This is a genomic window from Deltaproteobacteria bacterium RBG_16_64_85 (assembly GCA_001798885.1).
In the GTDB taxonomy this organism is placed as follows: domain Bacteria; phylum Desulfobacterota; class Deferrimicrobia; order Deferrimicrobiales; family Deferrimicrobiaceae; genus FEB-35.
Map to the genome: position 1 here is coordinate 1 of MGQW01000079.1, position 11,227 is coordinate 11,227.

At 62.3% G+C, this 11,227-nt stretch carries 11 protein-coding genes and 1 pseudogene; 6 read left to right on the plus strand and 6 right to left on the minus strand.

Annotated elements, in window-relative coordinates:
- The 6 genes from A2Z13_03440 to A2Z13_03465 all read left to right on the plus strand — a co-directional run.
- Nucleotides 1-1,075, plus strand: a 1,075-nt coding sequence (locus A2Z13_03440; protein OGP76813.1) for a hypothetical protein, incomplete at its 5' end; no start/stop codon positions are given.
- Complete coding sequence (locus A2Z13_03445; protein OGP76814.1) at nt 1,075-1,767, plus strand: GTPase; 693 nt, start codon at nt 1,075-1,077, stop codon at nt 1,765-1,767. The genes A2Z13_03440 and A2Z13_03445, both read left to right, overlap by 1 nt.
- Nucleotides 1,768-1,856: 89 nt before the next feature.
- Nucleotides 1,857-2,288, plus strand: a complete 432-nt coding sequence (locus A2Z13_03450; protein ID OGP76815.1) for a hypothetical protein — start codon at nt 1,857-1,859, stop codon at nt 2,286-2,288.
- Nucleotides 2,285-2,758 (plus strand): hypothetical protein, encoded by a 474-nt coding sequence (locus tag A2Z13_03455; protein OGP76816.1) that lies wholly within the window; start codon nt 2,285-2,287, stop codon nt 2,756-2,758. The genes A2Z13_03450 and A2Z13_03455 overlap by 4 nt, the downstream gene beginning before the upstream one ends.
- A gap of 36 nt (nt 2,759-2,794) precedes the next feature.
- Nucleotides 2,795-2,995 (plus strand): hypothetical protein, encoded by a 201-nt coding sequence (locus tag A2Z13_03460; GenBank protein OGP76817.1) that lies wholly within the window; start codon nt 2,795-2,797, stop codon nt 2,993-2,995.
- Nucleotides 2,996-3,073: 78 nt separating this feature from the next.
- Nucleotides 3,074-3,865 carry a hypothetical protein gene (locus A2Z13_03465; GenBank protein ID OGP76823.1) on the plus strand — a complete coding sequence of 264 codons (792 nt, stop codon included), beginning with the start codon at nt 3,074-3,076 and terminating at the stop codon, nt 3,863-3,865.
- A 13-nt stretch (nt 3,866-3,878) separates the two neighbouring features.
- On the opposite strand, the gene A2Z13_03470 is transcribed toward A2Z13_03465, so the two are convergent.
- From A2Z13_03470 to A2Z13_03495, 6 genes and pseudogenes are all read right to left on the minus strand, one after another.
- Entirely contained in the window at nt 3,879-4,514 is a 636-nt protein-coding gene (locus A2Z13_03470) for a hypothetical protein (protein OGP76818.1), read from the minus strand.
- Between the two features lie 56 nt (nt 4,515-4,570).
- Nucleotides 4,571-7,663: a hypothetical protein gene (locus tag A2Z13_03475; GenBank protein OGP76819.1), complete on the minus strand. Its 3,093-nt coding sequence runs from the start codon at nt 7,661-7,663 to the stop codon at nt 4,571-4,573.
- Nucleotides 7,664-7,667: 4 nt separating this feature from the next.
- Nucleotides 7,668-8,897, minus strand: coding sequence for an efflux transporter periplasmic adaptor subunit (locus A2Z13_03480; protein OGP76820.1), 1,230 nt, complete (start codon nt 8,895-8,897; stop codon nt 7,668-7,670).
- Between the two features lie 37 nt (nt 8,898-8,934).
- Nucleotides 8,935-10,242: an RND transporter gene (locus A2Z13_03485; protein OGP76821.1), complete on the minus strand. Its 1,308-nt coding sequence runs from the start codon at nt 10,240-10,242 to the stop codon at nt 8,935-8,937.
- A 124-nt stretch (nt 10,243-10,366) separates the two neighbouring features.
- On the minus strand, nt 10,367-10,816 hold the full coding sequence (locus tag A2Z13_03490) for a hypothetical protein (protein OGP76822.1): 450 nt from the start codon (nt 10,814-10,816) through the stop codon (nt 10,367-10,369).
- 131 nt (nt 10,817-10,947) lie between these two features.
- Nucleotides 10,948-11,227 (minus strand): annotated as a pseudogene (locus A2Z13_03495) (c-type cytochrome biogenesis protein CcsB).

Below are 11,227 nucleotides of genomic sequence, written 5' to 3' on the forward strand. Positions count from 1 at the left end.
CTGCGCGGCGCTGGTCACCTTGTTCGCCGCTCTCGCCGTCGACGCGGAGAAGAAAATGAGCGGTTCCCTGCGCCGTCTCGGGGCGAACGCCGTCGTCTATTCGGACGCGGAACCTTCCGGCGGGATGACGGCGCCGGGATCGGTCGGGATGTCTCCGAAATGGGAAGCGGTGAAGGGGTTGGCGGTGGGAGCGGATGCGAGAATAGCCGTGCTCCAGGGACGGGTCGGCACCCTGAAAGGCAAGCCGGCGGCCGTCATCACGGCCGATCCGAAGGAATTATCCGGAATGACCCCTTACTGGGTGGTGCGGGGCAGGCGCCCCGTGTCGCCTGGGGAAGGTTTGGCGGGCATGCGGGCCGCGGCTGCCTTCGGGATCAAGGAGGGGTCGGAATGGACGATCCGATGGACCCGTCCCGGCCAGGAAAGCCGGATACGGATTACCGGGGTCTTCGAATCCGGCGACGAGGATGAGGACAGGATCTTTCTCCCCGTTCCTGCCTCCACGGAGGGCGCCGAAGCGCCAACCTCGAGGATGCCGCCGCCCTTGACCTCCTACGCCCTGCTGTCCGTACCGGGGGGAGAGAAGGGGATCGGACTCCTGGCCGAACGGTTGGATGCCACGCATGCGGGCGTCGCCGTGAAACCGTTGCGCCAGATCCTGCACGGCGAACAGAAGACCCTTGAAAAGATCAAGCTCCTGTCGGCGCTCGCGCTTCTTGCCGTCCTGTCGCTGTCGTCTCTCGGGGTTTCCGCCGCCGTCCTGGCCCGCGTGGCGGAGCGCCGGCAGGAGCTGGCCCTGTTCCAGGCGCTGGGGGCAAAAAGGCGATTGATCGTGCTCTTTCTTCTCTATGAAAGCGCGGTACTTGGGGCCGTAGGCGCCGCCGCCGGTTTCCTTCTGGGCACGTTCCTGGCTCAAGGGGTAACGCTCCGCATTTTCCAGGTCTCGGTCACGCCCCATTGGACATCTTTTCTGGCCGCATTGGCCGTCACCGTAGGCGTCGCCCTGCTGGCGGGCGGCGCGGGCGCGAGGCGCGCCCTGAAACTGGATCCTGCCATCGCACTCAGGGGGGAATGATGGAAGAAGCAGCCGTAACATTTACCGAAGTCAGCAAGGTTTATCCCGGCGAGGTGAAGGCCCTCGACCACATCAGCCTGCGGATCCCGCGGGGGGAATGGGTGGCCGTCATGGGACCGTCGGGCTCGGGGAAAACGACCTTCCTGAACCTTCTGGACGGTCTCGATAGACCAACGACCGGCCGGGTGAGGCTGCTGGGCACGGACATCGCCGGTCTCGCGCCGGCCGAAGCGGCGGTTTTCCGCCGGGAGAACATCGGACTGGTGTTCCAGCAGTTCTACCTCATCCCCTATCTCACCGTGCGGGAAAACGTGATGCTGGCCCAGTATTTCCACTCCATGGTGGATGAAGGACAGGCCCGCGAGATGCTGGAATCCGTGGGGATGGGGCATCGCGCCTCGCACCTCCCTTCTCAACTTTCGGGAGGGGAACAGCAGCGCGCGTGCATCGCCCGGGCGCTGGTGAACGACCCCGGGGTCATCCTGGCCGACGAGCCGACGGGAAACCTGGACGAGGCAAACGAAGAGAAGGTCTTCGAGATCTTCCACAAACTTCACAGGGGGGGCAAGACCATCATCGTCGTGACTCATGACCGCGTCCTGGGAAACCTTGCCCAGCGGAGGATCATGCTGAATCACGGGCGCATCGCCGAGGACACGTACAACGGAAACGGAACGGGGGAATGCCGGTAATTTTTATCCTCTCCATACACCATCTCTCCGTATTGACACTTGGGCCTGATGGCATTAAGATATAGGCCAGATGGCAAGGAGGTGCCGCCGTGTACGAAGCAGCGATCGTGAACATCCTCGGGGGAGAAAGGTTGATCGGGAAGCACGCGACGACCTTCGACGGGTTCCTCGTGGCCCTTAAAAAGGGTTTGCCCCTGAAGACACTTGATGCCTTGGCGGGGACCCTGGGGCTCAAGCAAAGCGAGGCGGTTTCGCTGCTGGACATCCCGCCGCGGACGCTGGCCCGCAGAAGGAAGGAGAAGAGGTTTACCGAAGAGGAATCCAACCGGCTGGCTAGGATCGCGCGGATCACGGCCCGGGCCACGGAAGCCATCGGCGACAGCGAAAAGGCCGCGCGCTGGCTGCTCGCGCCAAATCGGGCGCTGGGAGGCAAAGTCCCGCTGTCGGTGATCATGGCCGAGAACGGTCTCCCCGAAGTGGAGGCGATCCTTGGGCGAATCGAGCACGGGATCCATAGTTGATCGGCTGCTGGCGAATCTGCCGCGCGAGGTACGCCGGCGGGTCTTACAGCGGCCGGGGGGCAGCGGATTATGGAGGCCGGTGGAATCGCCCAGGCATCCCCGTCGTCTACACGTCGTCGTCTCTATCCCTTGCGACCCTCGAGTATCTGGTCAACATCGATGGTAAAGGCCTTCCGTCGGATCTCGTGGTCATTACCGCCCAAATTCCGGACGACATCGCGGTTTCCCGCGTGGAGGCGCGCGATCTGCCCGTCGATTGGCGTTCCTCGCCCTCGCCGGTCAAATTAAAGGAGATAGGGGAGGAATGGCTTCGAAAAGCGGAGACGGCGATTCTTTGTGTGCCGTCCGCTGTGATCCCGGAGGAGAACAACGTCCTCCTAAATCCGGCACACCCGCAGTTCGCTCGAGTTTTGATCGGCAAGCCAACGCCGTTTGTTTTCGACCCCCGAATCCGGGGTACGCGATCGTAAGTATTCCAAGCGCGCCGATTTTCCCGGGAGAGTATCTTGGCGCGCAGCGCCGTATATATCGCCCGCCACATTTTTTATTCCCAAGCGGCCTTTTTTCCGCTATCCCAACTTGCGCAACGGTTGCAGTTCCTCGGGGAAATGCAGGAAGGGCGTCGTGCCGTCCCGGTCAAGAATCTCGGTATCCTTACGACCCAGGGAATGAAAAAAAAAGATCCTCCCGCGTGCGGAGGCGATTAGACTGTCGGAGAGAACTTCACCCTTTGGGAGGGATTGGGCCCCGTGTCGAGGCTCGGAACGGCGAGAAGGGCGGGCGAGCTGGGGATCCTGGGAATCCTGGCGATCCTTGCAACGGTGCTTCCGGGCGCGGCGGAGGAGACGAATAAGATCCGCGACAACTCGTTTCTGCTGGAGGAGGCCTACAACCAGGAAGCGGGAGTAATTCAGCATATCCAGTCGCTCCAGTACATGAAGGGCAAATCCTGGAACTATACCTTCACCGAGGAGTGGCCCGTTCCCGACGAAACGCATCAACTCTCCGCGACCGTGCCGATCAACCACCTCCATTCCGACGGCACGGAGACGGGTCTCGTCGACATCCTGTTGAACTACCGCCGCCAGCTTATTCTGAAGGCCCCGGTCGCCCTTGCGCCAAGGCTGTCACTGATTCTTCCAACCGGTAACGATGAGAAAGGCCTCGGGAACGGCGCGCTCGGGTTCCAGGCGAACGTCCCGCTCAGCCTGGAGCTCTTCGACAAATGGGTCACCCATTGGAACGTCGGAATAACCTTTATCCCAAATGCGAAGGGGCCGGGCGGCATCCGGAGGGACACGACCGCCTTCAATTACGGAGCGAGCCTCATTTACCTCCTTTCGGAGAACTTCAACCTCCTTGCCGAAGCCGTCGGAAGCACCCAGGAAACCATCCAGGGGGACGGTTTCCTAAACAGGGAGAAATCGTTCTTCATCAACCCCGGCCTCCGGTTCGCGATGAATTTCAAGTCGGGACTTCAGATTGTGCCCGGGATCGGGGTTCCGATCGGTATTGGCCCTTCAAGTGGCGAATATGGCGTGTTCCTTTACCTTTCCCTGGAGCACCCCCTGTTTTAGGCCGGTACACCGTTCATTGCGGTCCCGTTCGGCCCTCGGGTTCGGGACGTATCTCCGTCCACACCTTTTCGTATCGATCGAAACCGTTCGCAAAACTCCGGACATTGGGAATTCTTTGGAGACCGGGGATTCTTTGTTTATAGACCGGTTCGAACGTCAGGGCGTAGGTTCCGCCCGCCGTCAATGTCACGTCGAACTCCCGATAATGATCCTCCGCCGGGAGACCGAAGTACAGCCGGTGGGCTCCTGCGGCAAGGCGGATTTTCTTCTGGATGACGTACCTGACGCCGGTACCTCCCTCGGGATTCCGCCCGCCATTCTCAAAATAGGCCGGGAGTGTTTCTTCCTGCCCGTCGACCTTCCACACGATGGCCTGGCCGTCGATGTTCAACACGAAGGGATAGCCTTTCTTTCCATGGACGGAATCCTTCGACTCGAGCGGATAGTACCCTTGCACGTGGGTCTTGATGGACGTTCTGATTTCTAAGTCGGCGTATCCGTTCGGGATAGCCCCCTTTTCGTCTGCTTCGCTAAAGATGTCTTTCCTCGCGGTTTGGGATTTTGCCTGCATGAATTGGGAGGTCGTCATGCAGCCTGCGAGATCGGTTCCAACGATGGCTGCCAGTAAGAATCCGTTCACGCTTCTCATCAAGGCGTTTCCTCGGCGGGCAGGCGTGCGAAACCTGACGAACGACTTGATCTGTCTCATGCGGGAGTCTCCTTGTCGTTGATTTTCGCTTCGATTCTTGCCTCCCACCATCGGTAGAGGGTAGGCAGGACGATCAGCGTCAGGAGCGTCGAGGTGATCAGCCCCCCGATGACGACCGTGGCCAGCGGCCTTTGCACCTCCGCGCCGGTTCCTTGGGACAGGGCCATCGGAATGAAACCCAAGGATGCGACCAGGGCCGTCATCAGGACGGGGCGCAGCCTCACCTCGGCCCCTTTCAGGATGGCGTCGTCCAGCGGCACCCCTTTCTCGCGGAGCTTGTTGAAGTAGGAGACCATGACGATGCCGTTGAGCACGGCGACGCCGAAAAGGGCGATGAACCCCACGGCTCCGGAGACGGAGAGCGGCAGTCCCCGGAGGAAGAGGGATACGATCCCCCCGATGAGGGCGAAGGGGACGTTCAGGATGATGAGGAGCGCCTGGCGCACCGAGTCGAAGGTGGAAAAGAGCAGGATGAAGATCAAGGCCAGGCAGATCGGGAGGATGACGGAGAGCCTTGCCATCGCCCGCTGCTGGTTCTCGAACTGTCCGCCCCAGGTGATGTGGTACCCGGGAGGAAACTTCACCTTCTCCTCGATGGCCTCCTGGGCATCGGCGACGAAACCGCCGATGTCGCGCCCCGACACGTTGCACTCCACGACGACCCGGCGGGACCCGTTTTCCCGGGAGATCTGGGCCGGCCCTTCCTCGGTGTAGACCCGCCCCAGTTGCCTGACGGGTATCCTCGCCCCCCCGGGGGCGGGGACCAGGATCTCACCGATCTTCTCCACGTCGTTGCTCAGATGCTCGGGAAACCGGAGCGCGATGGAGAAGCGCCTCTGCCCCTCGAAAAGCTCGGAAACCGCTTTTCCGCCCACGGCGACTTCCAGGACGTCCTGGATGTCGCTGACGTTGATGCCGTAGCGGGCTATGGACGCGCGGTCGATCTCCACCTGGAGGTAGCCCAGGCCGGATGTCTTCTCCACGGTGACATCGGCGGCCCCCCGGACCTTCTCGATGACCCGGGCGATCTCCTCTCCCTTGATTTTCAGGGTTTCCATGTCGTCGCCGAAGACCTTCACGGCGATCTGGGACTTCACTCCGGAAACCAGCTCGTCGACGCGCAGGGCGATGGGCTGTGTAAAGGAGAAGGACATGCCGGGGATGTTTTCCAGCCGCTCCCGCATTTTGTCCACCAGTTCCTCCTTGGCGCGGGCCGTCTTCCATTCCCCGCGGGGCTTGAGGTTGACGGAGATATCGGAGATGTCGATCCCCATCGGGTCGTTGGCGATTTCCGGTCGCCCGGCCCGGGAGACCACCTTCTCCACTTCGGGGAAGGACAGGAGCGCCTTCTCCACGGCGGCGGCGGTCTTCACCGTTTCGGTCACGGAAACCGAGGGAAGGCGGAAGGACTGCACCGTGATGCTTCCCTCGTCAAGGGTCGGGAGGAACTCGCTCCCGAGGAAGGGGACAAGGGCCAGCGCGAAGGCCAATGCGGCGCCGGTGACGCCCAACGTCTTTCCCGGGTGGGCCATTGCCTTCCGCAGCGCAGGGAGGTATGCCTCCCGGAGGGCGCGGAGAAGCCACGGGTCCTTCTCCTCGACGATTCTCCCTTTCAGGAGCAGGGAACAGAGCACCGGAACGAGCGTCAGCGTCAGGATCAGGGAGCCCAGGAGCGCGAACCCCACGGTGTAAGCCATCGGGGAGAACATCTTCCCCTCCATATCCCGGAGCGTCACGATGGGCAGATAAACGATGATGATGATCCCGATCCCGAAGACGATCGGACGGGCGACCTCCCGGGCCGATTCGAAGATCGTGTGGACCAATCCCTCTCCGTCCTTCCTCTCGGAGAGATGCCGCATGGTGTTCTCCACCAACACGACGCTGCCGTCGACGATCATCCCGAAGTCGATGGCCCCCAGCGTCATGAGGTTGGCGGAAAGCCGGAGCCAGTGCATCCCGAGGAAGGAAAAAAGCATGGATAGGGGAATGACCAGGGCCACGATGAGGGCTGCCCTGACGTTCCCAAGGAAATAGAAAAGCACGGCCACGACCAGCAGGCCGCCCTCCAGGAGGTTGTTCCGGACGGTCCGGATGGTCTTCCGGACGAGTTCGGTCCGGTCGTAGTAGGGAACCAGGCGGACGCCCGCCGGCAGAAGCTTCTGGACGGTCTTGACCTTTTCCTTGACGCCGGCGACCACCTCCCTGCTGGAGGCTCCCTGGAGCATCATCACGATGCCGGCCACCGCCTCGCCCTTCCCGTCGCGGGTCGTCGCTCCCTGGCGGGGTTCGCTGCCGATGCGGAGCTGCGCCACGTCGTCGAGATGGATCGGCGTCCCGTTCCGGGAGGCCACGACGATCCGTTCCAGGTCGGCAAGGCCCCTGGCGAGGCCCAGTCCCCGGACGATGTACTGTTCCTCCCGGTGCTCGATGTAACCGGCTCCGCTGTTGGCGTTGTTCTTCTCCACGGCCTCCATGACATCGTGGATCGTCAGTTTGAGGCTCTTGAGTTTCCCCGGGTCGAGCAAGACCTGGTACTGCTTCACCTGTCCGCCGAAGGAGTTGACGTCGGTGACACCGGGGACCGTCCGCAGGATCGGCCGGACCACCCAGTCCTGAAGGGCCCGGAGCTCCCGGATGTCGTGGTATTCCCCCTCGACGAGGTAATGAAAGATCTCGCCCAGTCCGGTTGTGATAGGTCCCAGCTGCGGCTCGATCCCTTTGGGGAGCCGCTCGCGGGCCTGCTGGAGGCGCTCGAAGACCTGCTGCCGGGCGAAGTAGATGTCGACTCCGTCCTCGAACACCACCGTGATCACGGAGAGGCCGATCTTGGAGAGGGAGCGGATCTCCTGGAGGCGGGGAAGCCCTCCCATCGTGGTCTCGATGGGGAAGGTGATCTGCTTCTCCACCTCAGTGGGAGCCATCCCGCCCGCCTGGGTGAGAACCTGCACCTGGATGCTCGTGACGTCGGGGAATGCGTCCACGGGGAGCCGGTTCATGGCCCACAGGCCCGCGCCGACCAGTAGAACGGTCGCGATGACGACCAGCAGCCGCTGCTCCAGCGAGAATTTGAGGATTCTGTCGATCATCGGCCTATTCCTCTCCGAGTTCGCCTTTTTTGAGTTCCGATTTCAGGAGGAACCCGCCCTTGGCCGCGTACCGCTCTCCCTCTTTCAGGCCCGCCGTGATTTCCGTCCAGCTTCCCCCCTTGGCCCCGGTCGTGATCTCCCTGGGTAGGAATTCGACGTCATCCCCGGTGATGAACAGGAGCTTCTTTCCTTCCATTTCGACGACGGCCTCCTCGGGGACGGCCAACACCGGCCGGCCGCTCGGGGGGATGACCAGCTCCACCGTGGCGAACATCTCGGGCTTGAGCTTCCGGCCCGGGTTCGCCACCTCGATCCGCGCCTTCACGGTCCGGGTGGCGTCATCCACCAGGTCCGCTATGTAGGTCACCCTCCCCCTAAAGACTTTGTCGGGAAAGGCCCCGACCTTTACGGCCGCTGTCCTGCCCTTTTCGATCTTCGCCAGGTCCCTCTCGTTGACGTCGACCAGCACCCACACCGAGGAAAGGTCGGCGACCGTGAAGAGGTTTTTCGAAGGGTCCGCCAGCTCACCGACGGTCGTATGCTTCCCGGTCACGACCCCGGCGATGGGGGAGTGGACGGGGAGGAGGATTCTTTTCTCCTCCGTGTGCTCCTCGAATTCCGAGGGCGAGAGGCCGTAGAGCCTCAGCCGTTCCTCATCGGCGTGGAGCTCCGACATCGCCGTCTGGTATTCCGTTTCCGCCTGCAGGATCTCCTTGCGGGCCGCGATCTTTTTCTCGACCAGGGTCCTTATCCTTTCCATGTTGGCCTTCGCAAGGCCGACCCGGGACCGGGCCTTGTAGTACGCGGAGAGGGCTTCCCCCAGTTCCACGCTGTCCAGGCGGGCAAGGACCTGCCCTGCGGCGACGGTGTCCCCGAGGCTCGCGCCGGCCCACACGATCTTTCCGGGAATCCTGGGGGAGACGTGGGCGGTCCGGTCCGCGTTGGATTCCACCTTGCCGGTCGCTGCGACGAGACCGCCCAGAGTCACCTTTTTCGCGATCTCCACGACGACCGCGCGGTCTTGCAGGATTTCCGGTTTCAGACGGACGCCGCGGGACTGCTTGTCCCCGCCTTCCTTTCCCTCGCTGGCCGTTCCGGCCGCGACCGTTTCCTTCTTTTCCGCGGTCGCCGGTTTTCCTCCTGTCACGATGTGGCTTACCCGGTAAATAAAAGCGCCGCCCAGGACGACGGCGACCGCGATCGCAACGATCGTAAAGGCCCCCCTCTTTTTCATCCGTTTCCTCCGACATATTCGGTTCGTGGTGCGTCCGTCATTCGATCTCTCCTCCCGCCGCCGCCGTAAGCCGGGCCATTTCCGTGTTCCATTCGTGGAGAGCAGACAGGTAACCTTCGTTGACTTCGAGAAACTTCCTTTGCTCTTCGATCACGGAGAGAAAGCCCACCTCCCCCAGGCGATAGGCTTCCCGGGTCAACTGGAGGTTTTCCTCGATTTGGGGGAAAATGTCCTTGTCGTAGATCGACAGCGATTTCCCCGTGGACATCAGTCGGGAAAAAGCCGCTTCCACGGCTCTCTCGACATTCTTCCTGGCGGAGAGGTATCGGTTTTCGGCGCTTGTCCTCCTCGTAATCGCTTCCTTCTTCCCCGCCTGGTTCCGGTCGAACAGAGGGAGGGGCACCGACAGCTTGAGCCCCACCAGCTTGTCGCGATCTTTCGCCGTGATATCTCCGACATTCAGCGAAGAATCCTCCCGCTCCAGGGAGAGCATGGCCGTCACGTTGGGAATCCCCTCCGCCTTCGCCAGGAGGATTTCCGCTTCCGCTTTTTCCTTTTCGACCGCCAGGGCCATCAGGTCCGGTCTCCGGGCAAGCGCCAGCGCCTTGAGATCTTCGATACGGGTCGACCCCCCCTTTTTTTCGAGCGGGCCCGTGATTGCGACCTCCGAGCCCGGTGGGAGGCCCATCGAGGAAAAGAGATTCAACCGCCTCGGCTCGATTTCCCGTTCCGCTTCCGTCTTGCGTCCCCGGCTCCTGGCCACTTCCACGCGGGCCAGGTTCACTTCCAGCTCCGGGATGTCCCCGGCCTCGAACCTGTCCCGGGCGACCCGCAGAAGTTGCTCGTTGATCTCCACGAGTCTCCCCGCAAGGTTCAACCGATGTTCGGCCAGGAGGAGATCGTAGAAGGCGATTTTGACCTCCTCGGAAAGGAGCCGTTCCGCGTCGGCGATCCGGTAGCCGTACTCCTCCAGCTCCTTCCCGGCGACCTTGAGCCTCCTGGTCCTTTTTCCGGCGGTCAGGATCTCCTGGGACCAGGCGGCGGAGAATCTCCTTTCGCCCTCGTTCGCGAAGAGGAAATCGCCGGCGCCCTCGAACTCCAGGGAAGGGTTGGGGAGCAGGCCCGCCCGGATCTTCCCCGCCTCGCGCAGCCCCCTCTCGGCGCGCAAAACCTTGATCGCCCCGTTGTTTTCCAAGGCGTAGGAGAGGACCTCCGCCAGACCGAAGACCTTCTCCGCGGCGGATGCCGTCGCGACGTTTATCGCGAGCAGGAAAGCGAGCAGAGCCAAAAACGTTGATCCGATGGAAGAACCCAATCCCGCCACCTCCTTTGAACCGATGACCATGTCGTTTCGCGGCCTCGACAAATAGCGATTGCCGTCCTGTCCCCGTGCCGCGCCGGGATGGGAACGGACCGGAACTTCATCGCTCATGAGGCTGAGCGATGCCGGAGTGTCCTATGGAGCAGGTCTAGATCAGGAGAACGGTCGTGCGAAGGAAGGCGCAGGGAGCGCCGGCGGGATCATAGGGTCGTACGGTGAGAAGCCCCTCGCCGGTCGAAGCGGGTATTTCATGGCCTTGAAGGGCGGTCGGCGACGGCGACGTCGCGAACCAGGCTGCGTGTCCGGAAAGGTGCAAGGAGAACGCGGTATTCGCCCACGGCGCGGAAAGCGAGGGGACATCCACGCAGGGACTGCAACGGTCCTCCGTCCGCGAACGTTCCCGTTCGGGGTCGTTGGCGGAATTATCCCCCTGCACGGAAGCGGAAAAACAGGCGCCGGGTGAAACGGCGGCCTCGACGGCGACGTGGCCGTCCGCACCGATGCAGAGCACGGTTTCCCCGAATCCGCCGACTCCCGGCAGGAAGACGGCCAGAAAGACAGCCCATGCGACCACCGGAGTCTTGCGAAAACGCCTCACGCCAGCGCCCCTTTTTCCACGAGATGAGTAGTCCAATCAACCATTCCGCGATGATGCTACGATGCAGGTCATCGGGGCACGGTTTTATCCTCCGTTTGAAAAAACCCCCGCCGGCTGTTTGGCACGGCCCTTCAGCTCCCGTAGCTGTGGAGGCCGGACAGGACCAGGTTGACGCCCAGGTAGCACATGATGGTCGCCAGGAAGCCCACGATCGAAAGAATCGCAGCCCGCTTGCCGTGCCAGCCACGGGTGATCCTGGCGTGCAGGAATGCGGCGTACACGAGCCACACGATCAGCGACCAGGTCTCCTTGGGGTCCCAGGACCAGTAGGTCCCCCACGCGTAGTTCGCCCAAGCGGCCCCGGTGATGATCCCTGCGGTCAGGAACGGGAATCCCCAGATGATCGACTTG

What these genes read in the sequence shown, in the direction of transcription:
- A2Z13_03445 (OGP76814.1), top strand. Translation starts at nt 1,075, where the DNA reads ATGGAAGAAGCAGCCGTAACATTTACCGAAGTCAGCAAGGTTTATCCC.
- A2Z13_03470 (OGP76818.1), bottom strand. Translation starts at nt 4,514, where the DNA reads ATGAGAAGCGTGAACGGATTCTTACTGGCAGCCATCGTTGGAACCGAT.
- A2Z13_03475 (OGP76819.1), bottom strand. Translation starts at nt 7,663, where the DNA reads ATGATCGACAGAATCCTCAAATTCTCGCTGGAGCAGCGGCTGCTGGTC.
- A2Z13_03480 (OGP76820.1), bottom strand. Translation starts at nt 8,897, where the DNA reads ATGAAAAAGAGGGGGGCCTTTACGATCGTTGCGATCGCGGTCGCCGTC.
- A2Z13_03485 (OGP76821.1), bottom strand. Translation starts at nt 10,242, where the DNA reads ATGGTCATCGGTTCAAAGGAGGTGGCGGGATTGGGTTCTTCCATCGGA.